The 24650-nt window shown below is 55.6% G+C and carries 23 protein-coding genes; 18 read left to right on the forward strand and 5 right to left on the reverse strand.

Annotated features, from left to right (window positions below; genetic code table 11):
* Positions 1–34: 34 nt before the first annotated feature.
* The 11 genes from OEZ10_10105 to OEZ10_10155 all read left to right on the forward strand — a co-directional run bounded on the left by OEZ10_10105 (position 35) and on the right by OEZ10_10155 (position 6957).
* A complete protein-coding gene (locus tag OEZ10_10105) occupies positions 35–1459 on the forward strand; it encodes a glutamate--cysteine ligase (protein MDH5633328.1) in 1425 nt (474 codons plus the stop codon).
* Between the two features lie 24 nt (positions 1460–1483).
* Entirely contained in the window at positions 1484–2518 is a 1035-nt protein-coding gene (locus OEZ10_10110; GenBank protein MDH5633329.1) for a M14 family metallopeptidase, read from the forward strand.
* A gap of 145 nt (positions 2519–2663) precedes the next feature.
* Positions 2664–3221, forward strand: coding sequence for a hypothetical protein (locus OEZ10_10115; GenBank protein ID MDH5633330.1), 558 nt, complete (start codon positions 2664–2666; stop codon positions 3219–3221).
* Positions 3222–3268: 47 nt separating this feature from the next.
* Positions 3269–3460, forward strand: a complete 192-nt coding sequence (locus OEZ10_10120; protein MDH5633331.1) for a hypothetical protein — start codon at positions 3269–3271, stop codon at positions 3458–3460.
* 62 nt (positions 3461–3522) lie between these two features.
* Positions 3523–3738 carry a DUF3185 family protein gene (locus OEZ10_10125; GenBank protein MDH5633332.1) on the forward strand — a complete coding sequence of 72 codons (216 nt, stop codon included), beginning with the start codon at positions 3523–3525 and terminating at the stop codon, positions 3736–3738.
* A 57-nt stretch (positions 3739–3795) separates the two neighbouring features.
* The gene (locus tag OEZ10_10130; GenBank protein MDH5633333.1) at positions 3796–4194 is read left to right on the forward strand and encodes a hypothetical protein; all 399 of its coding nucleotides are present in this window, start codon (positions 3796–3798) and stop codon (positions 4192–4194) included.
* A gap of 62 nt (positions 4195–4256) precedes the next feature.
* Positions 4257–4733 (forward strand): GNAT family N-acetyltransferase, encoded by a 477-nt coding sequence (locus OEZ10_10135; protein ID MDH5633334.1) that lies wholly within the window; start codon positions 4257–4259, stop codon positions 4731–4733.
* Positions 4734–4758: 25 nt separating this feature from the next.
* On the forward strand, positions 4759–5238 hold the full coding sequence (locus tag OEZ10_10140) for a cupin domain-containing protein (GenBank protein ID MDH5633335.1): 480 nt from the start codon (positions 4759–4761) through the stop codon (positions 5236–5238).
* A 3-nt stretch (positions 5239–5241) separates the two neighbouring features.
* Complete coding sequence (locus tag OEZ10_10145) at positions 5242–5592, forward strand: SH3 domain-containing protein (protein MDH5633336.1); 351 nt, start codon at positions 5242–5244, stop codon at positions 5590–5592.
* Positions 5593–5631: 39 nt separating this feature from the next.
* On the forward strand, positions 5632–6459 hold the full coding sequence (locus OEZ10_10150; protein MDH5633337.1) for an inositol monophosphatase: 828 nt from the start codon (positions 5632–5634) through the stop codon (positions 6457–6459).
* Between the two features lie 18 nt (positions 6460–6477).
* On the forward strand, positions 6478–6957 hold the full coding sequence (locus OEZ10_10155; GenBank protein ID MDH5633338.1) for a GNAT family N-acetyltransferase: 480 nt from the start codon (positions 6478–6480) through the stop codon (positions 6955–6957).
* Positions 6958–7001: 44 nt separating this feature from the next.
* Here OEZ10_10155 and OEZ10_10160 read toward each other — a convergent pair whose 3' ends face one another.
* The 3 genes from OEZ10_10160 to OEZ10_10170 are packed head-to-tail and all read right to left on the reverse strand — an operon-like array spanning position 7002 to position 9443.
* Complete coding sequence (locus tag OEZ10_10160) at positions 7002–7793, reverse strand: ABC transporter ATP-binding protein (GenBank protein ID MDH5633339.1); 792 nt, start codon at positions 7791–7793, stop codon at positions 7002–7004.
* On the reverse strand, positions 7790–8770 hold the full coding sequence (locus OEZ10_10165) for an iron ABC transporter permease (GenBank protein ID MDH5633340.1): 981 nt from the start codon (positions 8768–8770) through the stop codon (positions 7790–7792). The genes OEZ10_10160 and OEZ10_10165 overlap by 4 nt, the downstream gene beginning before the upstream one ends.
* 7 nt (positions 8771–8777) lie before the next feature.
* A complete protein-coding gene (locus tag OEZ10_10170) occupies positions 8778–9443 on the reverse strand; it encodes an HAD-IB family hydrolase (protein MDH5633341.1) in 666 nt (221 codons plus the stop codon).
* Between the two features lie 110 nt (positions 9444–9553).
* On the opposite strand from OEZ10_10170, the gene OEZ10_10175 reads away from it, so the two are divergent.
* The 7 genes from OEZ10_10175 (at position 9554) to OEZ10_10205 (ending at position 19429) form a co-directional block, all read left to right on the forward strand.
* A complete protein-coding gene (locus OEZ10_10175; GenBank protein ID MDH5633342.1) occupies positions 9554–10123 on the forward strand; it encodes an RNA pyrophosphohydrolase in 570 nt (189 codons plus the stop codon).
* Entirely contained in the window at positions 10124–11296 is a 1173-nt protein-coding gene (locus OEZ10_10180) for an efflux RND transporter periplasmic adaptor subunit (GenBank protein ID MDH5633343.1), read from the forward strand. It begins immediately after the preceding gene.
* Positions 11289–14453 (forward strand): efflux RND transporter permease subunit, encoded by a 3165-nt coding sequence (locus tag OEZ10_10185; GenBank protein ID MDH5633344.1) that lies wholly within the window; start codon positions 11289–11291, stop codon positions 14451–14453. Before OEZ10_10180 ends, OEZ10_10185 begins: the two co-directional genes overlap by 8 nt.
* Before the next feature lie 58 nt (positions 14454–14511).
* Positions 14512–15060: an HPP family protein gene (locus OEZ10_10190; GenBank protein MDH5633345.1), complete on the forward strand. Its 549-nt coding sequence runs from the start codon at positions 14512–14514 to the stop codon at positions 15058–15060.
* A 347-nt stretch (positions 15061–15407) separates the two neighbouring features.
* Positions 15408–18182, forward strand: coding sequence for a hypothetical protein (locus OEZ10_10195; GenBank protein ID MDH5633346.1), 2775 nt, complete (start codon positions 15408–15410; stop codon positions 18180–18182).
* Positions 18183–18428: 246 nt separating this feature from the next.
* On the forward strand, positions 18429–18782 hold the full coding sequence (locus OEZ10_10200) for a hypothetical protein (protein ID MDH5633347.1): 354 nt from the start codon (positions 18429–18431) through the stop codon (positions 18780–18782).
* 119 nt (positions 18783–18901) lie between these two features.
* Positions 18902–19429, forward strand: a complete 528-nt coding sequence (locus OEZ10_10205; GenBank protein ID MDH5633348.1) for a hypothetical protein — start codon at positions 18902–18904, stop codon at positions 19427–19429.
* A gap of 92 nt (positions 19430–19521) precedes the next feature.
* Here OEZ10_10205 and OEZ10_10210 read toward each other — a convergent pair whose 3' ends face one another.
* Both OEZ10_10210 and OEZ10_10215 read right to left on the reverse strand, forming a co-directional pair.
* The gene (locus OEZ10_10210; GenBank protein ID MDH5633349.1) at positions 19522–20040 is read right to left on the reverse strand and encodes a hypothetical protein; all 519 of its coding nucleotides are present in this window, start codon (positions 20038–20040) and stop codon (positions 19522–19524) included.
* Positions 20041–20237: 197 nt separating this feature from the next.
* Positions 20238–24098: a DUF3683 domain-containing protein gene (locus OEZ10_10215; protein MDH5633350.1), complete on the reverse strand. Its 3861-nt coding sequence runs from the start codon at positions 24096–24098 to the stop codon at positions 20238–20240.
* Positions 24099–24650: the final 552 nt, after the last annotated feature.

Here is a 24650-nt window from a genome sequence, read left to right on the forward strand (position 1 = left end):
TTAGACTGGATATAACAACCCTAAAGGGCGATTTATGGGGCAGGAAATCGCGCACAGTCATTTCCGCAAGCACGACTTTATGGAGTTCGATCAGCGCCTGCGCAAGGAAACCGCGTTGCTCGGAGACGTTTTCCGTGATCGCGCGTTTGGCGAGACGCATCCGGTAGCCGGGTTTGAAGTGGAGGCGTGGCTGGTGGATCGGAATGGCCTGGCAATTCCTGATAACCCTCGTTTTCTTGATGCTGTGCACAGCGACCTGGTAACACCGGAACTGGCACGCTTCAATGTCGAGCTCAATGGCATGCCCCTGGCGCTGGCGGGCAAAGCCCTGTCCGAAATGCAAAACGAATTGGAATGTACCTGGACCCGTTGCCAGCAGGTGGCGTGGCAGGAACTGGACGGCTGCTTGCTGGCGATCGGCATATTGCCAACTGTGCGTGAGCAATCCCTGGTTTTGGAGAACATGTCCACCATGACCCGTTACCGGGCATTGAATGAGTCGGTGCGCCGCATGCGCAAGGGTGAACCGATCAAGCTGGAGATACAGGGCAGGGAACTGCTTCGCACCTGGCATGAAGATGTCATGCTGGAGTCGGCGGCAACATCGTACCAGCTGCACTTGCAGGTTCCGCAGAACCAGGCGCTGCGCGCCTATAACGCGGCCATTATCCTGTCGGCGCCAATGGTGGCCATCAGCGCCAATTCACCCTACCTGTTTGCCCATGACCTTTGGGATGAAACCCGTATCCCGGTGTTTGAACAGGCTGTTTCGGTAAATACGGAAGACTATGCGCCGCGACAACGGGTTACCTTCGGCAGCGGTTATGCGAATAACTCCCTGTTCGAATGTTTCGAGGAAAACCTGGCGGAATACCCGATCCTGCTGCCGGAACATCTTGGCGACAATACAGGGGAGTTCCGCCACCTGCGTCTGCACAATGGCACCGTATGGCGCTGGAACCGGCCGTTAATCGGTTTTGATCGCGAGGGCGTGCCGCACTTGCGCATTGAGCACCGGGTTATGGCGGCAGGCCCGACCATTGTCGATATGTTTGCCAATGCCGCGCTGTTTTATGGTCTTGCGCAGAGCTTTATGACCATGCCGGCACCGCCGGAATCACGCATACCGTTCAGTCATGCGCGCACCAATTTTTACCGCGCTGCCCGCGATGGTCTGGATTCACGCTTGCGCTGGTTTGATGGCCATGAAATTTCCGCACCGGAACTGTTACGGGCGCTGATTCCGCTGGCGCGCGAAGGTATGCACCAGCTGGACATGGACCATGCCGATATAGAGTTGTACCTTGGCATTATCGAAGACCGGCTGGCGACCGGGCAAAATGGCTGCGCCTGGCAACGTCAGTACGTCTCACGACACGGGCTCGATATGGCCGCCCTGACGCTGGCCTACATGGAGCGGCAAAAGCAGGGTAGTCCCGTACACGAATGGACGATTTAGCCGGATCTTGCAGAGTGAATTGCAATGTTGACTGTTTATGAAAACTTGCCGGATGGGTTACTCGCCTGTGAAGCGCACGAGCTTCACCAGGTGTTGCCCGGGCCAAGCCTGGTTCATCTTGACGGCCAGCGCCAACAACCGCTGTACGTGTCGGTATTGCTGCATGGTAACGAGGCAACCGGCTGGCAGGCGGTGCGCGAAGTACTGAAAAGGTATACAGACACGCAACTGCCGCGAGCGCTGAGTCTGTTCATTGGCAATGTCGAAGCAGCGGCACAGAACCAGCGCTTTCTTGATCACCAGATGGATTACAACCGCATCTGGAAAACGGTCGATATGGCAGACCAGACCGAAGAGCATAAAATGGCACAGCAGGTACTCAAGGCCATGGCCTTGCGTAACCCGTTTGCCGCCATCGATATTCATAATAATACCGGCATCAATCCACATTACGGCTGCGTCAACCGGCTGGATCACCGGTTCTTGCACCTGGCAACACTGTTCAGTCGTACGGTAGTGTATTTCACGCAACCGGACACAGTGCATTCCCTGGCGTTTGCACCCTTGTGTCCCTCGGTGACCGTGGAGTGCGGCCAGGCCGGGCAGGCGCACGGTACCGAGCATGCGCGTGATTTTATTGATGCCTGCCTGCGCCTGTCGACAATACCGGATCACCCGGTGGCACAGCATGACATCGACCTGTTTCATACGGTCGCCATTGCCACGATCCCGGCCGGCATCAGTATTGGTTTTGGTGATGAAGAAAAGCCGTGCGATGTGCGATTTGTTCGCGACCTGGATCACCTGAATTTTCGTGAACTGCAGCGCGACACCCGTATCGGTTCGGTTGCCGAGGGCGTAAGTCATTGCGTTGCCGTACACGATGCCAATGGCCATGATGTGACCAATCGCTATTTTGACTGCAGTGATGGCGAGCTCAGGATTGTTACGCCGGTCATGCCGTCCATGCTGACAGTGAAGGAGAAAGCCATAAGGCAGGATTGTTTGTGTTATCTTATGGAGCGACATCCTGTAGTTAATGGAGTCTATTCCGGGTAGTGCGCTGCTGTTGCCGGCTGTTATGTGATTCGGCCGGCCTGTAGCAGCAGAATATTATCAGTGTATGTGAAGGCTATAACGCGCGCTGACAGGAACATCGGGTGTATCAGTACTTTTAAATAACTATTCTTGCATAGAGGTCAGTATGAAGAAGGTCCTGCCGGTAGTGTTTTTCATGGTGTTCGGTACTGCAACTTTTGCAGCCGAAAAAGACAGGGATGATTACGAGGTAGCAGTTCAGGATGGGCAGATACATGCCTTGACCGAATCGCTTGATACCAGGGTAAGATTCTCCTACAAGCTGTTGGAGTCGCTTGAGAAGTCCAAGGGCAAGGATGTCAACGCAGCAAGAGCCGCACTGATTGACAATATCAACAGCAGCCTGTTCACCCTGGGGAATATTATTCAGGACATCGAGGAGAAACGTGCCATATCCGATAAACTGATTCCGTATCTGAAAAAGGAAAATGAACGTGGAGACCGTGCATTCGAAAAGATTCTCGGAAAAGAGAAACACAGGGATATGCATAACAAGGTTGTCACCAGGCAGAAGAAGTTCTGGAGCGATCTGAAAGCGGCGCGGGAAAAGAATCGCTGGAACGAAGCATATCTTGACGCCAAGACCAGGGAAGTGATGGAACCCCGGGTCACCGTGGCGCTGGAGGTGCTGGAAAAATATGGCAATATATTCAGGGTTGAGTGAGTTCCACCAGGGAAAATACAACAACAGGGCAATTAACAAGAGGATTTATGGACGGAGAAGTCATCATTCATAGCGGCGGGTATTTTGTCGGCTGGGGCACGCTGGCGCTGATCAACGCCGTGCTGGCACAAGGCAAGAACCGCAGTGGTCTTGTATGGTTCCTGGTATCGTTGTTCATCGGCCCCTTTGCCACGTTGATTCTTGCGCTGCTGGACAAGGCTGAGCCGGACAGGAGCTAGATTAAATGCAAACCGGTTCTCGCCACTGTATTACAAAGACATAACATAAACGGAGGAGATGCATGGGTAAAAAATCCAGACAACAGAATTCAATAGCTGGAATCGTACTGATGGTGGTTGGCGGTGGCCTTGCGTTTCTGGGTTACCAGAAATCCGGCGGTCTGCGCTCGCAATTATCCAGCGCCTTTACCGGCTCGCCCACTGACAAGGTCATGGCACTGTACATTGCCGGCGCCGCGTGTTTCGCCGTGGGTATATACCTGTTTGCACGCAAATAAACCGAACCGGGTCACAAGAGTTGGAACGCCAGGTCGGGCAACCAAAGGAGGGGCAGGATGCTGAAGAAAGCCAAGCGCAGGACCGCCAAAAAACCACTGTTGACTGCATCGGGCAAGAAGCAGCCAAAAGCCAGGAAAAAGGCTGCAAAAAAGACAGCCAAAACCTTGGGCAAAAAAACAGCGGGAGGCAAAACCGGATTTATCCTGGCCGAGAATGGCTTGCTTGTTCCGACCAGTACCGCCGCGCCGGTACCGGCCAGCAAGTTGCGGGAAGGCTTCAAAAAAGCCAGCAAGGAGATCGACGCCATTGTTGAAGAAATCACCGGTAGCATGACTCATGATTTCAGTATCAGCGAGATTGAGTTATCAGCCAGCTTCAGTGCCGACGGCAAGTTCCTGGGTATCGGTGTCGGCGGCGCGGCGACGATTCGGATAAAAATCAAACCATCCGCGTAAACAAACGCTCACAGTTCAATTATTTAATTAATACTCTTTTGATGGATGACTCGTTGGAAAGAATGCAAGGAAAGGCTGTATTTCATCCCGCAAATCTCGATCGCGATCTTGAGTTATGCGTGGAATTCAGGCGCGACTCGTTTCGCTCCAGTTTCCCGGGGTCGGACCAGTGGCAGCAATACTGGAACGAGCAGGACTACAGGCAGTTTATCGTCAGTCATGCGGAGCGTTTCCCCGATGGTCTGCTGCACCTTTGGCAGGAGCAGAAAATCATTGGCCAGCTGGAATTTGCCTATATCGGCGACAATGGTCATGTGAACCTGTTTTACCTGCTGCCGGAATACCGGGGCAAGGGTTACGGCGATTTATTGCATGACAGGGCGGTTACCGTGTTACGCGAGAAAGGTTGTACCACGGCCAGCCTGCGCGTAGCACCGTCCAATGCGCGCGCCATTGGTTTTTACAAAAAATATGGCTGGCAGAATCAGGGCATCGATCAGCACTATGATTTTGTGCACATGTTCATATTGAACTTGTAGTCTATCGAACGCGACTGGAGCGGATATGAAGCCATTTCTGAATATCGATGAACTTGATGATTTCGAGACGCACGAAAGAGACGGCTTTGCCGAGAGGTGCGCGAGTATTGGCGACAAGATCGGTTCCGTGAAGCTGGGTTACAGTATCAGCATTGTTCCGCCGGGCAAGAAAGTCTGCCCGTTTCACAATCATCGCATTAACGAGGAAATGTTCCTGGTACTGGAAGGTGAGGGCACCTTGCGATTCGGTGACAAGGAGTACGCCATCAGGAAACACGATATTATTGCCTGTCCTCCGGGTGGGCGGGATGTGGCGCACCAGATAATCAATACCAGTAACAGCGATATCAGGTATTTGTGTCTAAGTACCAATGAACCTCATGATATTTGTGAGTACCCGGATTCCAACAAGATGTTGGCGATGACGGGAAAGCCGGGTAATCGTGACTTTAGTCATATATGCGATATGAGCCAGCAAGCAGATTATTTTGATGGTGAATCCTGAACGATGAAAGTGATTGTGACCAGGGCACACCGGTCCAGTTACCCGGAGCCAGTTTCATTTGCAGAAGGTGACAGGATCAGGGTTGGGCGTGAGGACACGGAATTCCCGGGCTGGGTGTGGATTACTGACAGCACGGACCGAGAAGGCTGGGCACCACTGGATTACTTGCAAATCAATAATACCGATGGCGAAGCCATCGCATTGGCGAACTACGATGCCACCGAGTTGAATACGGTTGAGGGTGAAGAATTGCATGTGCACCAGGAATTGAATCAGTGGTATCGGGCGGAGAATGCCCGCGGCGGTTGTGGCTGGGTGCCGGTGAACACAACAGTACCCAGGCAAGACAAGTAGATTATTCTGAGGATTGCCGCTCACGCTGTGGAGCAAAAGATGATTGGTGAAATCAACCATAACAAGGTGGAAAACCTGTTGCGCGAAGCGGCGGCTGAAGAAATCATGCCGCGCTGGAAGAATCTGCGTGATCATGAGGTAGAGCAAAAGGCGCAAAATGATGTGGTCACCGCCGCGGATCATGGCTGTGAAAAGTTCCTGGCTGCGCGGTTGCCGGATGTATTGCCGGGTTCAGTGGTGATTGGCGAGGAGAGTGTACACGCCAACCCGGACCTGGTGCATATATTGAGAACCGACATGCCGGTGTGGGTGGTGGACCCGCTCGACGGCACGCGGAACTTTGTTGCTGGTAAACCAACGTTTGCCATCATGTTGTGCCTGATGCATGAGGGTGAAACCCGTGGCGCCTGGATTTATCAACCGGTTGCCGATGTGCTGGTGTCGGCGGAATCGGCAAGTGGCTGTTATCTTGGTGACAAGCGATTGCAGATAAGTGACGCGATGTTGCCCCTTGATGAAATGGAAGGCGCGTTACTGACCGGGTTCCTGCCCGATGATTTGCGACCGGCTGCCGAGTCCGGCGCGGCCAGCCTCAAGGCTACTCACCGGTCGTTCTGTGCCGGTCATGATTATACCGCCATGGTGATGGGTCAGCTTCAGTTCCTGTTTTATTACCGAACGCTCATTTGGGATCACGCGCCGGGTGCCTTGATGGTGCAGGAAGCCGGTGGCATTGCTGCGCACTTTGATGGCTTGCCTTATCGGCCTGTTGATGAGCGCAAAGGCCTGTTATGCACAAGTAACCGGGAGAACTGGATGCAATTGCAGCAATTACTGGTGCCGTCGGTGAAACTGGTCAATGCTTAATAAAGGGCGGATAAAAACATGACAGTGCTGGTGCCGATGGAACAACATGAATTCGAGGACTTTCGCCGGAGTTCCGTTAACCAGTTCGCCCGGTCCAGCATCAAAGCGGGGCTGTGCGATGATGACGATGCGCTATCGTTTGCCGAAAACCAGTTTTCACGATTGCTGCCTAATGGCATCGATACGCCCGGGCATTATATCAGCAACATTGTCTGCCCGGATAATGGAGATGCTGTCGGCGTGATGTGGTTTGCCGTAGAACCCCAGGGCAGGAACGGCTGCGCCTATGTATACGATATTTCGGTATCGGAAAAGCATCGTCGACAGGGCTATGCGCAACAGGCGTTTGCGGAGATGGAGTCTATTGTTCGCACACTCGGCATGAACAGGATTGATCTGCATGTGTTTGCCTGGAACGCGGGAGCCATCGAGCTGTATAAAAAGATGGGCTTTGAAGTTACCGGTATGAATATGACCCGAAGACTGGACAAGCCATAGTTGGCAGCCGGGGAAGGTGTTGCGCGTCGGCGCGGGGTAGTTACCTATCCGGCAGGCAAATAGATTGCGCCCTGGTCAGTATTCAGCTGTTCGAATTTGCAGCCATAAAGTCTTGCCAGTGTTTCCGTGTCCAGGCAACCAGGTAACGTACCGGTTTCAATATGTCCATTCTCGAATATCATCAGTGCATGACTGCAATAGCGCAATGCCAGGTTGATATCGTGCAGAATAAACAGGTTCAGGTGCCCCGGCGTTTTTGCCCGCGTAGCGAAGCGTTCCAGCACCGAAACCTGGTGGCGAAGGTCCAGGTCATTGGTGGCTTCATCAAGCATGCAGATGGGCGCATCCTGTGCCAGCAAGGTGGCGATGTCGGCGCGCCGTCTTTCACCGCCTGACAGGCTGGTAATGTCGCGATCAACCATGTGATCAAGTGCCATGTGCCTGATCGCATCCATGGCCAGTTGCCGGTCAGTATCGGACTCCATTGGCAGGAACCGTTGCCAGCCATGATCCGGTGCATGGGGATGGCGACCGGCCAGCGCAGTTTCCAGCACGGTTGCCGGAAAGATTTCCATGTCCTGGAACAGTACGCCGATGTTGCGAGCGCGTTGTTTTGGCGCATAACTCGACAGCCGCACATCGTTGAGCAATACATCGCCGGCATCGGCCGGGCGCAACCCGGCCAGCGTGTGCAACAACCGGGTTTTGCCGCTGCCATTGGCGCCCAGGATGGCCCAGTTCTGGCCGGCTTCAAATTCAACGTTCAGGTTATCGCACAGGCAACGACTGTTGTTGCCATGAGCATAAAGCGCCAGGTTGCGGGCTGCCAGTTTCATGATCGGTTGCCCGGCTTGCGACTCATCAAGTAGAGAAACACCGGCACACCGATCAACGCGGTAATCACACCTACCGGCAATTGCACAGGCGCAACCACGGTGCGTGACAGTGTATCGGCGAGCACCAGGAAACTGCCGCCAAGCAATACCGATTGCGGCAACAGGATGCGATGATCGGTGCTGCCGACAAGTCTCAACATGTGCGGAATAATCAAGCCAACAAAGCCGATACTGCCGGCAACGGTAATGGCGCTGGCAGTGAGTAGCGATGCCAGCACATAGACCTGCATGCGCAGGCGCACCGGGTTTTCACCGAGTGCCGCCGCTGCCAGTTCACCGCGCGCCAGTCGATTCAGTGAGCCACCCAGTGGCCAGCTCAATATGAAACCTGTGGCCAATATAACCAGTGCGAGGTAGGGCTGGCTGCTTCCGGCGAGGTCACCCATGAGCCAGAACAACATGCCGTGCAGGTTGTGGCCGGGTGCGACGGCGAGAATAAAACTGATTACCGCGCCCCAGCCGGCGGCAACGATCACGCCGGTGAGCAACAACCGTGTGGGCGTCCAGCTTTGTTGTCGATGCAACAGTCCGAATACCAGGAACATGGACAACAAGGCGCCGCCAAACGCCAGTGAATGCAACACCAGTCCGGCCACGCCGGCGAGCATGCCCAGCAAGGTGGCCACGGCGGCGCCGCCGGATATACCTAATATATATGGGTCGGCAAGCGGGTTGCGCAGCAGTACCTGCAGCAATGCGCCGGACAGTGCCAGCAGGCCACCGACGGCAAATGCCGACAGTGCCCGCGGCAGGCGCAAGTCATAGATAATGGCATCATGCGCGGTGGCGGCCGTAATACTGTGCCAGATGCCGGTCCAGCCAATGTCGACACTGCCCATTCGCAAGGCCAGCAACAGCACAACCGGTATGGCTGCCAGCAGGACCAGGGTAATGGCAAGGCTGCGGCGCGTAATCATGACCGAACTATTCGCCCTGCGGGTGCAGTTGCAGGATCGGCCAGCCAGCCGCTTCGGCGTGGCTGCGCAAGGTGGCATCGGGATTGACGGCTACCGGGTGGCTGACTTCCTTGAGCAAGGGCAGATCGTTATGTGAGTCACTGTAAAACCAACTGCCATCCAGCGTAGCGTCGTGTTCATCCAGCCAGGCATGCAAGCGTTCAACCTTGCCGTGCTGAAAACACGGAATGCCGCTGACCCGGCCGGTGTAGCGTCCATCCTGCTGTTCCGGCTCGGTGGCCAGCAGGTATTCAATACCCAACTCACGGGCAATGGGTTCGGTGACAAAGCGGTTGGTGGCGGTAATGATCATCAAGGTGTCACCTTGTTGCCGGTGGCGATTAACCAGCGCCCTCGCATCATCAGTAATCATGGGCAGGATGTCGTCAGTCATAAACTGTGCATGCAAAACATTCAATCGCTCCGGCGCCAGCTCCGAAAGTGGCTTCAGGGCAAAAGCCAGGAACTCCATGATATCCAGTGTGCCGTCTTTGTATTGTTCATAGTAGCGCTGGTTTTCACGGGCATAATAGTCGCCGTCAACGATGTTATTGCTCACAAGAAACTGCCCCCAGGCGACGTCGCTGTCTCCTGCCAGCAGGGTGTTGTCCAGATCAAAAATTGCCAAAGCCAAAGTCGGTTCTCCATTGATCGCAAAAGCTGCACAAGCATAGTGGGCTTTGGCGGATTAGGCAAAAAGCCCTGCCGGACAAAGTCGTCGCACGTTGCAGCCGGGTACGTATCATGAAAAAATTGCGTGAAACTAATGAGTTGTGGTCGAGTGCGACGAATATGGCAGTAATTGACCGGAAGGGATACCGACCGAACGTGGGTATTGTCCTTTGTAATAGCGCCCGCGAGGTTTTCTGGGCGTGTCGAATCGGGCGTACGGGTTGGCAGTTTCCCCAGGGCGGTATCGACGAAAACGAAGACCCGGAGCAGGCCATGTACCGGGAACTGTACGAAGAGATCGGGCTGCAGCCTGATCACATTGAAATCATTGGCCGCACTCGTGACTGGCTGTACTATGATCTGCCGGAACAATTCCTGCGTCGGCCGCGTTCTGGCAGGCAGGGAAAGCCGCGCCCGGGTCGGCAACATGATCCGCGTTTTCGGGGTCAGAAACAGGTGTGGTTCCTGTTGAAGCTGGTTTGCGAGGAAACCGAGGTCTGCCTGTCGCGCAGCAAGAAGCCGGAGTTCGAAGATTGGCAGTGGGTTCACTACTGGCAACCGGTAGAGCAGGTGATCGAATTCAAACGCGATGTGTATCACAGGGCGCTGGAGGAACTGGAGCCCTTTCTTGAGCATATATAAATGATAAATCACTTCTGCGGGCTGGGCAGGGTTGCCCGCATTCTGGCAATCGCGCTGATGCCTGTTTTGCTGGCAGGGTTGAACGCTTGCTCGGATTCCAACAAGGGTAAAACCCGCGCCGATGGCAAGCCGCACCTGGTCGAGGTGTCGGCGGCCCGGTTTGAGCGTCTTGGTCAGACGGCGGAGCGCACCGGCAGCCTTCGCGCCCTGCAAAGTGCCAAACTGTTTAACCAGGAAGAAGGGCGGGTTACCGAAGTCCGCGTCCGCGAAGGCGACGTGGTCCAGCGCAACGACATCCTGGCGACTCTCGATGACCGGCTGCTCAGCGCCGAGTACAACAAGGCCGACGCCGGCCTGCGCCAGGCACGGCAGGACCTCCATCGACTGGAGCAGCTCAAGGAGAAACAGCTGGTTTCGGAAGAGGCGTTGAGCCGGGCACGAACCGCTTTCGATGTCGCATCAGCCGAGTACAAGGTGCTGAAAACACGGCTTGACTACACCCGGGTACGTGCGCCGTTTGACGGTACCATAGCCCAGAGGCTGGTGGAGCCGGGTGATGTGGCGCCCAAGCATACGCACATGCTGACACTGGTTGATCCTTCATTGTTGATCACCGATGTGCCGGTATCCGAGCTGGAGCTGCCCTCGGTCAGCGTTGGCGGGAACGCCTTTGTCAGTATTGATGCGCTGGGCAAGCAGTCGTTCAAAGGCAAGGTGCTGCGTATCCATCCCACGATTGACCCGGCAACACGTCTTGGTCGTATTGAGGTGGCGCTGGACCCGGTTCCGCAAGGTGCGCGTGCCGGACAGTTTTGTCGCGTCAGTCTTGAAACCAGCGCCGAGCAGCGCTTGCTGGTGCCGTTCGCAGCTTTGCGTCGGGACCAGGATGGAGAATTCATTTATGTTGTCGGCAAGGACAGCAAGATTCAGAAGCGTATGGTCATAAGCGGCGTTCGCATGACTGACAAGGTGGAAGTTCGCAGCGGCCTTCAGCCGGGTGACCAGGCGGTAACACGCGGGTTCCTCGGCCTGGATGAAGGCAAGACAGTCAAGGTAGTAGGACAGGCAAGCACGGCGGACACGGAAAAGGCGCCGCAACAGCAAAACGAAAACAAGACACCGGAAGGGAAGTCGTCCAAACCCGAACAAGGCAAACTCGACAAACATGCGTAAAGGCGGACTGGCCAGCTGGTCAATTCATCACCCGGTAAGCACCGTGATGCTTACGCTCACCGCCATTGTTCTTGGCGCGTTTTCGCTCGGACAGCTTTCTACTGACCTGTTGCCCAAGCTGGTGTACCCGCAAATCGGTGTTCGTATCAATGATCCCGGTGTGTCCGCGCGTATCATGGAAGACCGGGTAACGCGACAACTGGAAGAGCAGCTCTCTATTGTTGAAGATGCCATTGGTGTTGAAACCCAGACTGGCGAAGGCAGCGTCTGGTTGAGCCTGCATTTTGAGTATGGCAAGGATGTCGATGTTGCCTTGCGCGACGCCAGCACCCGGCTTGATCGTGCACGCCGGTTCCTGCCCGATACCATAGACCCGCCGGTAATATTCAAGTACGACCCGTCACAAATTCCGGTTCTGGAATTTGTTGTCAGTTCATCCTTGCGTGACACGGTACAGCTGCGCAGCTGGGCCGATTACGATTTTGGTCGCCGCTTTATTAACCTGCCTGGTGTTGCCGCGGCAGAGATCGGTGGCGGGCTGGAGCGCGAAATCCACGTGATGCCGGACCAGCGTCGGTTGGCCGGTCTTGGTTTGTCTATCGAGCATGTCATTAACGCCATCCGTGAAGGCAATCGTGATGAGCCGTCCGGACGCCTGTTGATGTCGCGGCAGGAGTTTGGCAGCCGTACCTCGGGGCGCCTCAGCAGTATCGAGGCCATTGCCGCGCTGCCCTTGCGCATTGCTGATGGCCAGAGCATACCGCTGTCAGAAGTGGCGCAGGTTGTCGATACCCACCAGGATGAGCGCTTGCGGGTTCGCTATAACGGTCAGCCCGGAATCAAGATGTCGATCCAGAAGCAGCCGGAAGCCAATACCATTGACGTGGCGCAACTGGTGAAGTCACGCATGGCCTGGATGGATGCCAACGGCATGATCCCGGAAGATATACAGGTGCATACGGTTACGGATCAGTCATTGTATGTACAACGTGCGTTGAGCAATGCCGTCATGGCCGCGTTAAGCGGTGCCGTGCTGGCCATGATTGTTGTCTATCTTTTCCTTGGTAATATTCGCGGTACCCTGATTATCGGCAGCGCCATTCCGATTTCCATCATGCTGACTTTTGTGCTGATGTCACTGGGCGGCCTTACTTTTAATATTATGACGCTTGGTGGCCTGGCGCTGGGTGTCGGTATGCTGATCGACAATACCATAGTCATGCTGGAGAACATTGCCCGGCACAAGAAAGAAAAACATATTGATACGGAAAATGTTGCCAGCCCCAGGTCAGCGGACCTTGAGCGTGCACGCGAGGTGTCTACCGAGGCAGCATCTGAAGTAAACAGCGCCATTGTTGCCGCGACAACCACCAATCTTGCCGCGGTCCTGCCGTTCCTGTTTGTCGGCGGCCTTGTCGGGCTATTGTTCAAGGAGCTGATTTTCACTATCTCTGCCGCTATCGTTGGGTCGCTGGTGGTGGCATTGACCCTGGTACCCAGTCTCGCTGCACGCATGCGCAATTACGAAGGCAATGTTCTGTACCGCAAGGTGGATTCAATGGTGGCTCGCACCGCGACGGTTTATAGCGGGTTTATCAGGAAGTGCCTGGACTGGCCGGTCCGGATATTGCTGGGCTCCTCGGTGTTGTTGTTTGTTATTTTGCTGTTCATGTTTAACCCGAACAAGCAGGATTTTCTGCCCAGCATGGATGATGGCAACATTGTAATTGACGTTACCCTTGATACCGGTATTGCGTTTGAAGAAATGGATCGGCGCACCCGCGAGCTCGAAGACCTGGTGCACAAGCAAGGCGATGTTGAGGGTGTCTTTACCCTGGCCGGTGGCCGGATTTTTGGTCGCAGCGAACGTTATATCAGCAACAGTTCGACATTGAACGTGCAGCTGGTTCCGCTGGCCCAGCGTGATATCAGCGCCGAAGACTGGATCAAGAAATTCCAGGGCGCGGTGGCCAAGGCGCAACTGGCCGGTGTGCGCCTGCGTCCGCAAGTGCGCGGTGTTCGCGGCCTGCGTACGTCGAGCCGTGGCGAAGACGACGTCAGTGTCCGGGTTGAAGGGCCGGACCTGGACACGTTGACGAGCATTGGCGACCAGTTGATCAAGCTGCTTGATGGTGTTGCCGGAACCCGTAACGTCAGGCACTCGGCGGAAGACCGGCTGCAGGAGTTTGCCATCAATATTGATCGTAACCGCGCTGTTGAACTGGATATCGATGTAGCCGATGTAGCGCGCGCACTGCAGGTGGCGCTTGAAGGTCTGGTGATCAGCGAATACCTTGAGGGTGATCGCAGCTACGATATTCGCGTGCGCTTGCCACGTGCCGAGATCAACAGCCCGGATTCGGTCGGCAATATCCTGTTGTTCGGTGAAACGGGCAAGCGCCCGGCCATCTACCTGCGCGACGTGGCCCGCGCCGAACTGGTACCGGTGCCATCATCTATCAAGCGCGAGAACCAGGTGCGTATTGTAGAAGTCAGTGCTTCGCTGACCAAGGACCGGCCGTTGGGCGAGGTAATGGCCGAGGTTGAGAAACGGGTTTCAGGCTATACCGTGCCTGCAGGTTATTCGCTTTATTTCAGTGGCTCTGACCAGACGCTGAAACAGGGCAAGTCCATGGCCTACATTCTCCTTGGCCTGGCACTGTTCCTGGTATTCGTGGTCATGGCGGTGCAGTATGAATCGCTGCGCAATCCTGCCGTAATCCTGGTTTGTGCGCCGTATTCACTGGTAGGCGTATTTTTTGCACTGTTTATTACCCGAACCGACCTATCGATGCCGGTATGGCTCGGCATTATCATGCTTGTCGGTATAGTCGTGAACAATGCCATCGTGCTGGTGGAATACATTGAGATGTCGCGCCAGAAGGGGCTTGCCACAATCGAGGCTATTGTCATGGCCGGGCGCTTGCGTTTGCGACCAATCCTGATGACGACGCTGACCACGGTTGTTGGCATGTTGCCGCTGGCAATTGGTATTGGCGAGGGCGCCGAAATGCTCAGGCCGTTGGCGATTTCAATAGTAGGCGGTTTGTCATTTTCGGTCCTGGTAACGCTGGTGCTGGTTCCGGTGACCTACCTGTTAACCCATGGGCGTCATGATCAGTCCACACAAGTTACACGGCTGTCGACGGTAGCTTGAGGCTTAACTTGTATCGGACTATTGATTCACCGTGATCCTTCCAGTATAAAACACGTATATGAAATATTACTTTAGTCGTATGCGCGGCCATTCACGGCCATCACCGCGTAAACCGCTGACCAAGATCGCCTGGTCCTGGCTTGCCGCTTTTGTCGGTATCTACCTGGTCTCGTATATCAGCCAGGCATTGAGCACCAGTACAACTGACAACATGTTCCTGATCGGGTCTTTTGGCGCATCCGCTGTATTGTTGTACGGCACGCCTCAAGCCGAGTACGCGCAGCCGCGTAACCTGATTGGCGGCCACCTGTTATCGGCGCTGATTGGAATAACGATATACAAACTGGTGCCGCAGGACGTCATGCTTGCCAGTGCATTGGCGGTATCGCTCGCCATTGTTGTGATGCACTTTACCGTTACCCTGCATCCGCCCGGCGGCGCGACTGCGTTGATTGCAGTCATCGGCAGCGACCAGGTTCATTCGCTCGGATACTTGTTTGTATTGTTCCCGGTGCTGCTTGGCGCGGCAGTGTTGCTGGTCGTTGCCTTGCTGGTCAATAACCTGTCCGCCAATCCCAAGCGGCACTACCCGACATTCTGGTGGTAGAGCAGGCTGGAGATATTCCAGTCAGACGACAGTCTGACTATATCCTTTCAATGCCGGGTTCCCGGTTACATATCCGATAAAATCGGCCACTGGTCAGCCGCTTTTCCACGTCTTGCACGGTGCGTATATCGCATTCAAATGTTGGATTGCCCGGATCTTCGCGAAAATGCGGGGGTATTGCCGGGAAACTGAAGAATGGTGCCAAGTCTAGTGAGAATTTGACTCTTTCTAAATGCTGTCTATCTTTTAAAACTATGGAAATAATCCAGGTGAAGAGCACCCGCATCCAAAGCGGCAGGAGTCACCGAAAACAATAAGTATGACTGCTCGGTTAAGGGGTTTGAATTATGAGCAAGAAGTTTCGTCATTGGCAATTGGTTTCGCTGTTTTCGGTTTTAGTGGCTTCCGCCCTGCCGACCCAGGCTGCCGACTCCTACACCTTGTTCGAATCCGGGCAGGTCAGGCCGTTGACCATGTCGGAAAATGGCAAACTGTTGTTTGCTGCCAACACACCGGATAGTCGCGTCGAGATCTACCGTATTGCCGGTTCCGGCCTGCGCCATTGCGGATCGGTTACCACCGGGCTTGAACCGGTCGCCCTGGCATTGCGAAATGATCGTGAACTGTGGGTGGTCAACCACCTGTCAGACAGCGTCAGTGTTGTCGAAATCAATGCAGCCGCCTGCGATAACGGCAAGCATGACAACAACACCCCGGTTGCCAGGGTGGTGCGTACCTTGCTTGTCGGTGATGAGCCGCGAGATATCGTTTTTGCCGGGCCGGATCGCAGTCGTGCCTTTATTACCACGGCTCATCGCGGACAGAACAACAAGCGTGATCCCCAGTTAACCACACCCGGTGTTGGTCGTGCCGATGTCTGGGTGTTTGATGCCAACGGTGGTGATGACGAATTGACCGTGATTACCCTGTTTACCGACACGCCGCGCGCGCTGGCGGTATCGGCAGACGGCAAGAAAGTCTACGCGGCCGGTTTCTATACCGGTAACCAGACCACAACCGTACCGATGTCAGTTGTGGCCTATAATGGCGGGCTGCCGGCACCACTTACCAATTTTACCGGCGAATTGCAGCCACCAACCGGGCTGATTGTGCAATACACCGGTGATCAATGGCTCGACGAAATGGGCCGCAGCTGGAATGACTTTGTAAAATTCACGCTGCCTGATCGCGACGTGTTCGAGATTGATGCCATGGCCAACCCGCCGGCACCGGTTGCGGGTGGGTCCTGGTCCGGTGTTGGTACGGTATTGTTCAACATGGCCGTGAATCCGCAGAACGGCGCGATTTATGTCAGCAATACACAGGCCAATAACCATATTCGATTTGAAGGCCCGGGCATCTTTGCCAACAGCACTAACCGTGGCCAGATTGCCAAGAGCCATATTACCGTGCTGAAAGGTAACGACGTCATACCGCGCCATATCAACAAGCATATCAATTACGATCAGTGCTGCGACATGATTCCCAACGAGGAAAACAATCGCAGCCTGGCATTCCCGGTTGATATGACCGTCAGTTCCGATGGTCGCACCTTGTATGTGGCTGCCTACGGTTCCGCCAAGGTGGGTATTTTTGATACCCGCGCACTGGAGAACGACAGTTTTGTTCCTGATGATGGCAATCATGTTGAACTGAGTGGCGGCGGTCCGGCCGGCGTGGTGCTGGATGAACAGCGCAATCGCCTGTACGTGCTGACCCGGTTCAATAACTCGGTATCCGTGGTCGATCTCAAGAAGCGTCGCGAACTGACCAGTGTCGCCATGTATAACCCGGAACCTGAACATATCGTCAAGGGTCGCCGATTCCTCTACGATGCACGCTTTACCTCGAGTCACGGTGATTCCGCCTGCGCCAGCTGCCACATCTTTGGCGACATGGATTCGCTGGCCTGGGACCTGGGTAATCCGGATGCCACGACGATGCTGAACCCTAGCCCGTTGGTCGTTCATCCTGATGATGTCGGCATGAACCACATCTCGATTCATTTCCGTCCCATGAAAGGACCCATGACCACGCAGAGTTTTCGCGGCATGGCCAATCACGGCTCCATGCACTGGCGTGGTGACCGCAATGGCGGATTCCTGGAACCTAACCAGCAGCCCGACAGTGGTGTCTACAATGAAGCTGAAGCGTTCCGTCAGTTCAACCCGGCGTTCTTCGGCCTGGTAGGACGGTTCGCGCCATTGTCACCGGAAGATATGCAGGCGTTCACTGATTTTGCGCTCGAGATCATGTATCCGCCCAACCCGATCCGCAACCTGGATAACAGCCTGACTGCTGATCAGCAGGCTGGTCATGATTTCTTCTTTGGTGGCCTGTCCGATCCGTTTGCGGCCTGTAATGGCTGTCACGTGGTTGACCCGGATGGCAATGCCGAGTTTGGTGTCGACAAGCCTGGCTTCTATGGCGCCGATGGTCGCGCGACATTCGAACTGGGTCCGCAGATCATGAAAGTGCCGCACTTGCGCAACCTGTACCAGAAGGTGGGCATGTTTGGCATGGCGCGGTCACCGGACGGATTTATCCTGTCAGAGTCAGAAGATCCAGCTGTGCCCAATGCCCACACGGGTGAGCAGGTTCGTGGATTCGGTTTCTTCCATGATGGCAGTATCGACACGGTATTCCGGTTCCTGCGCACCATCGCGTTCCAGCATTCTGACGGTGGCCCGTTCCCGAACCCGGGTGGTTTTGACATAGGTCCGGCGGGTGATGACCAGCGGCGCCAGGTCGAGCAGTTTGTGATGGCGTTCCCGAGCAACCTGGCCCCGGTCGTCGGTCAGCAGGTGACTATAGCAGGCGGCAATGTTGCGGGGCTGTCGCGCCTGCAATTGCTGACGGCGCGTGCCGATGTCGGCGAGTGCGATCTTATTGCCAAGCGTCAGCGTGGCAACCGTGAGCAAGGCTATCTCTATACCGGCAATGCCAGTTTCCGTACTGATCGCAGTAACGAGGACAGTGTGCACCTGGTTCGCCTGGTCATGTCTGCCGGAAAAAACAACCCGGTTACCTTTACCTGCACGCCTCCTGGATCCGGTGTTCGCATGGGTATAGACCGAAATGAGGACGGTGTACTGGATGGTGACCGTCGCCATCGACATTAACTCGCCAGATCGTTGTAGTTGAAAAAGGCCGGTAATACCGGCCTTTTTCTTTGGTCGGCCCGGAATGTGAACGCCTCTCAATCGGAATACGGGATTTTTGGTTTATGTATTGAGCCGGGTCATGGCATTGACGGAAATTGTTGTTTTAACTGGGTGTTGACGAAATCTTTATGAAACCTTTATGAAAATTTAACCTGTTGGCGACCGGAAACAGATACGGTGCATGTAGACGAGGGAGGGGGTGTCATGAGAATACTCGCAGGATTGTTCTTGTTGCTGGCCGGGATTGCTGTTGCCGATGACCGGGTACAGGTGCACCCGGTAATCGATACCGAGCGCCTGGTAGACATCTATTGGCTTGCAGTGGACAAGGGTGAATTGAGGATCGGAGACAAGGCGTTGTCTCGAGTCATGATCAGGCCGGTGCAGGTCAATTACGCCTATCCGCTGGATGGTACGACGGCAACTGTTACCGTGAGATCGGTGATGCAAGTCCGGATGCTGTGCCCGATTACACGGGAATATTTCGTCGAGTCAGTGACGGCGCAGCTGAACGCAGACGGCAACATTGTCGATACCTGGTACGAAGTCAAACCCTGAGCGAATCTGTATCACCGGCAGTAAATCCCGGATCACATGTTCGGGCCGGGGCTGTTTTTTCGGTGCAGACTATTTATACTCCCCTTGTCTGAATACATCATTCGAAATGGAGGAGCGCTGTGAACAGGACAGTGTCGCGATTATCAGTTGTGTTGCTGGCGGTATTTCTGACCAGCTGCAGTGGTGGCATGGCATTGCGGGTCAAGTCCGGCAGCAGCATGCTGTATGGTTATGTTGACGGGGGTGAGCTTGGCCCGACGTTGAGCGCCAAGTTCCGCGTTGGTTCACCCACGGGAAGTACCATGCGCGGCCGTGGTACCGGCAAGGCCTTTTATATTCTTAACGCCATGCCCGATGACTACTATGTAGAAAGCATCAACCTCGGTGTACGCAGTGTCGATATCGACCGGATGAGAACGTCTGCCCAGGATCCAGGCAGACCCTGGGGCGTACGCATTCATCGTGCCGGGTTCCATTATATTGGTGCCATCGAAATGGTTGAAACCGGCGGCAAGCTTATCGCGCGACCCATCAAGGGGCCGGGGCGTTATGCGGTATTGGCCGAGATATACGACAAGCTGGAAAAAACTCCCTGGGGCGAGGAGATCGGCAAGGAGCTGGAGCGCCTGGAGAAATCCGGGTACTGATTGAGCGCGGCACATGCGGCCACGCAGTATAATGCCAAAAACAAAAAGCCCCGGTCGATGCCGGGGCTTTTTGTTGACAAGGCTGGAAATGGCTAGCGCATCTTGTGACGGAAGAAGTTCTTCATCGCCGGCATTTCGCCGGTTGCGGCTCCTGCTTCCATGGCGAATTTCTCGCCAAATCTCTGTACCAATCCCACCAGTCGGCGAGTCGGCGGCTTGGTCTTGCCGCTGCCACCACGACTGATCTGAATGCCAAAGCGACCTAACTGCTTGCTCTTGTCCTTTATTACAACCTGGCCATCGAGCACATCCTTGCCGCTGAAGCCCCAATATCCGGCGGCACCACCACGCAGGCGGAAGCTGGTAATTTCCACCTCGGCACGGGAAATCCCGGAATAGGTTTGCAACTGGCCTTCCAGTTCCTTTTTCAGACGATCCATCACCTCGTAGCGCTTGATGACATCAACCTTTTTTTCGTCAGCGCGAATTTCTTTCGACAGTGTGATTTTGAGTTTCTTGGTGGAAACGGACAAGTCATTCTTTCCGGCCTGCACATTCAGCGACAGCGCCAGCAACAGCGTTGCCAGCAGCGCACCCCATACATTCTTCATATTATCCTCCTGCATCCATCTATAGATTTGCTAGCCCCGGAAATACAGGCTAATTAACATTTATTATGGATGTTGGTTCCGGCCCAGTCCAGAGCAAAACCCTGTGGCTTCGTCATTATGTGGCCTGGGTCACAGATAGCCTGGCTACTGGTACTTTGGTATGAGCCGGGCCCGGAAATTGCAGTGCTTAAATGAGATTAGAGCAGTATGCGCTCGATACCGCCGGCCTTGAGCCTGTCGACAAATTTCTGCTGCCAGTGTTCACCGAGCAGCTTGCGTGCCAGCTCAACAACGATGTAATCAGTATCAATACCGGTATCGTCGGCATAACGTGACAGCCCCTGCTGGCAGGCCGGGCACGAGGTCAGCATTTTCACATTGCCGTTTTTGACGTTCTTGTGGCCGGTGAGTTGCTTGATACCCTTGTGCAATTCTTCACGTTTGCGATACCGCAACTGGTTGGCAATATCCGGGCGTGACAGCGAGAACGTGCCGGCCTCGGCGCAACAGCGCTCGGACAGCAGCACCGGCTGGCCCATCAGCGTCGTCGCAACCTGGGTCGGGTTGTATCGCTTCATCGGTGTATGGCAGGGATCGTGATACAGGTACTGCACACCCGCTTCAGGCTTCAGGCTGATTCCCTGTTCCATCAGGTATTCATGGATATCGAGCAGACGGCAGCCGGGGAAGATCTGCTCAAACTGGTACTTCTGCAACTGGTCCATGCAGGTACCGCAGGAAACAATCACCGTCTTGATATCAAGATAGTTGAGCGTATTGGCAACGCGATGAAACAGAACCTGGTTGTTCACCGATATCTGCTTGCCACGGGCGGCGTCACCACCGGCTGTTTGCGGGTAGCCGCAGCACAGGTAGCCCGGCGGCAACACGGTTTGTGTACCGGATTCATAAAGCATGGCCAGCGTTGCCAGGCCGACCTGGCTGAACAGGCGTTCCGAGCCGCAACCAGGGAAATAAAACACCGCATCGGTATCATCGGTCACCTTGGTCGCATCGCGCAGGATCGGCACAACCTTGTTGTCTTCGAGCCCAAGCGTTGCGCGCATTGTTGTCGATGGCAGCGCCGATGGCATCGGTTTCCTGACCAGGTTGACGATCTGCGTTGTTGTTTGCGGTTTGCCGGCAGTAGCCGCCGGTTGCATGCGCTTGCCTGACAGCCCGGCCATCCTCGCCAGTCGATAGGCCAGGCGCTGCGCACGATAACCCCACTGGATCATCAGCGTGTACATTATCCGTATGGTTGTCGGGTCGGTAATATTGAGATAGGCCATGGACAGCCGTGTCATCAGCGTCGTGCGCTTCTTGCCCTGTGCCCGCAAAATGGAACGCATACGAATGGAGACATCGCCGAAATCAATATTCACCGGGCACGGGCTCAGGCACTTGTGGCAGACGGTGCAGTGGTCGGCAACATCGTTCATTTCATCAAAGTGACGAATGGAAATACCGCGCCGGGTCTGTTCCTCGTACAGGAACGCCTCAACAATCAGGCCGCTGGCGAGTATCTTGTTGCGTGGTGAATACAGAAGATTGGCCCGCGGAATATGGGTGTTGCAGACACTCTTGCACTTGCCGCAACGCAGGCAGTCTTTCACCTGGTCATTAAGATCGCCCAGTTCGCTGGCTTCGAGTATCAACGCTTCCTGCTGTACCAGTCGCAACGATGGCGTATAGGCATTGTGCAGGCCGGAACCGGCAATGAGCTTGCCGGGATTGAATATATTGTCCGGGTCAGTCTGCTGCTTGTACTTGCTGAAACTTTCCACCACTTCCGGTTCCAGGAACTGCATCTTGGTAATGCCGATGCCGTGTTCACCGGAGATGACACCGCCCAGCGCACGCGCCAGCGCCATGATACGTTCGACCACCTTGTCGGCCTGGTGCAGCATGGCATAGTCATTGGAGTTGACCGGTATATTGGTATGCACGTTGCCGTCACCGGCATGCATGTGCGTGGCAATAAACAGCCGGCTGGATCGTATGCCGGCATGAATCGCGTCGAGCTTGTTGCGCACGCCTTCAAACTCGTGGCCGATAAAGATTTCCTTTAATGGCCGTTCAATGCTGCCGCGGTAGGAGACACGCAGCAGTCGTCGTTGCAGCAACGAGAACAGCGTTTCACCCGGTTGCAGCAACTCCGGCGCGATATTGCCCAGCAGCTCAGGATGGTTGTCGGCAGCATCATCGATATTGTCGATCAGCGTGGTCCAGTGTTGCTGGATGGTGCGCAACTGCTGTCGCGCCAGGTCTACCTTGGCCGCGAGTATGGATGTGCTTTCTTCGCTGGTGGTCAGCTCCCGTGACTGCCCGGCCACCAGCGGAAACAGTTCCGGCAAGTCGGTATCAAGGTATTGCAACACCGCCTCGATCATCCTGAGCTTGTTGTCTGTCGACAGCTCAATATTGAAGCGCTCGATACCGTCGTTGTAGTCCGCCAGACGATCCAGCGGAATCACCACGTCTTCATTGATCTTGAAGGCATTGGTATGGGCGGCAATGGCCGCCGTGCGGGCGCGGTCGAGCCAGAACTGGCGTCGTGCTTCCGGGCTGACAGCAACAAAACCTTCGGCATCGCGGGCATTGGCCATGCGCACCACGGTTGACGCCGCTTCGGCGACGACAGCGTCATCATCGCCGGCGATGTCCACCAGCAGCACCATCTTCGGTCGTTCCGGCCGCGTGGCCTTGGTGGAGTACCTGACTGCGCGCACGTAGCGTTCGTCCAGGTGTTCCATACCGGCGAGATGAACGCCATCAAGACCATCAAGATAGTCCTTGGTCTCGACTATGGCCGGTACTGCCCGGCGCAGGTCAGCGCCGAAGAACTCCAGGCACACGGTGCGAATGTGTTTCGGCATGCGATGCAGGATAAATACCGCTGATGTCACCAGGCCATCGCAGCCTTCCTTCTGGATGCCGGGCAGGCCGCCGAGGAACTTGTTGGTGACATCCTTGCCCAGGCCAAGCTTGCGCAACTGGTTGCCCGGGATGGCGAGGATCTCCGGTTCGCCAATCAGGGTGGTGCCATCAGCCTCGTAGCGACTGACGCGGAATTCCGCCTGCTTTTGTTCGTGAATCTTGCCGAGGTTGTGGTTCAGCCGTTCCACTTCCAGCCACTGGGCTTGCGGCGTCACCATGCGCCAGGACACCAGGTTGTCCAGGGTCGTGCCCCACAGCACCGCCTTCTTGCCACCGGCATTCATGGCGATATTGCCGCCTATGCACGACGCATCCTGGGAGGTGGGGTCGACCGCGAAGACATAACCGGCCGCTTCGGCGCGCTCGGCCACGCGCACGGTGACGACGCCGGCGCCGGTAGTCACGGTCGGGACTGGCTGGGCGACGCCGGGCAGGGTGCGCAGTTCCACCTGTCCGAGCTGGTCCAGCTTTTCGGTATTAATGACCACGGTGTCCGGTCGCAGTGGCACGGCACCGCCGGTATACCCGGTGCCACCTCCGCGGGGAATAATGCTCAGGCCCAGCCTGGCTGCTGTTGCCACCATGGCCCGGACCTCGGCCTCGGAATCCGGGTGCAGCACCGCCAGCGGCAACTCCACGCGCCAGTCCGAGGCGTCGGTGACGTGGGAAACCCGCGCCAGGCCGCTGAAATCTATATTGTCGCGCCGGGTCTGCCCGGCCAGCTGTTTGCGCAATTGCTGGCGCAGCTGCAACTGCCGCGGAAACCAGGCCTCGAAATCGGATACAGCCTTGCGCGCCGCCGCAGCCAGTTCCTGGGCCTGGGCATTGTCCGTGGCCCGGGCGTCGATCTGGTCCAGCCGGTGGTGCAGCGCCTGGACCAGCGCCGTGCGCCGCTTGGGGTTATCGAGCAAATCGTCCTGGATAAACGGGTTGCGGGTAATTACCCACATATCGCCCAGCACCTCGAACAGCATGCGCGCCGAGCGCCCGGTGACCCGCTGCTCGCGCAGGGTATTCAGTACCTGCCACATAGGCTCGCCCAGGAACCGGATCACGATCTCCCGGTCCGAGAACGAGGTGTAGTTATACGGAATCTCACGAATTCGCGTCGTCGCCAGCGGCGAGGTGGCAGGCTTGGCAGGAGTGCGGGCAGTGCTCATTACGGAATGGCGGCGATCACGGCAGTCAGGATTGAAAGAGGCGCGATTGTAGCACGACCGAAAACGCAAAAAAGCCGGGTCGCGCCGGGATTTTGCGGGATTTTTGGGCAGGTAGCCGGATGAAGCGGAAGCACAGCTTGGGAGAGCGAGGATTCCGAGAGGGATGACCCGGGGCACCGCTGATTCCGGAGCCAACCCCGGTTTACTTTAGTTAGGGGGCGGGGGTAGAGTGGATGGGCCTTGGACGGCATCTGAAGTGAAAGCAGGCCAACCAGGGGATCGAATGGATGCATGAAATCCCGGTAGGCAGGCATTAACAGGGTTCCGAGTGGGAATGCGATTTGGTGCACCAGGCGAGGCGAATTCAAGATTTGTCTCACCCCAGAAAATGGAAGCGAGCTTGTCCGTAATAAAAAATACCAACCCCTTGATTATATTGAAATCAAGGATTTTATTTGGCCGAAAAGCCGGGTTGCAACTCATACATTTCGGCCAGCGAATTTAAGTTAG

It is taken from the genome of Gammaproteobacteria bacterium (assembly GCA_029880545.1).
GTDB lineage: Bacteria > Pseudomonadota > Gammaproteobacteria > Acidiferrobacterales > SZUA-150 > JAOUOD01.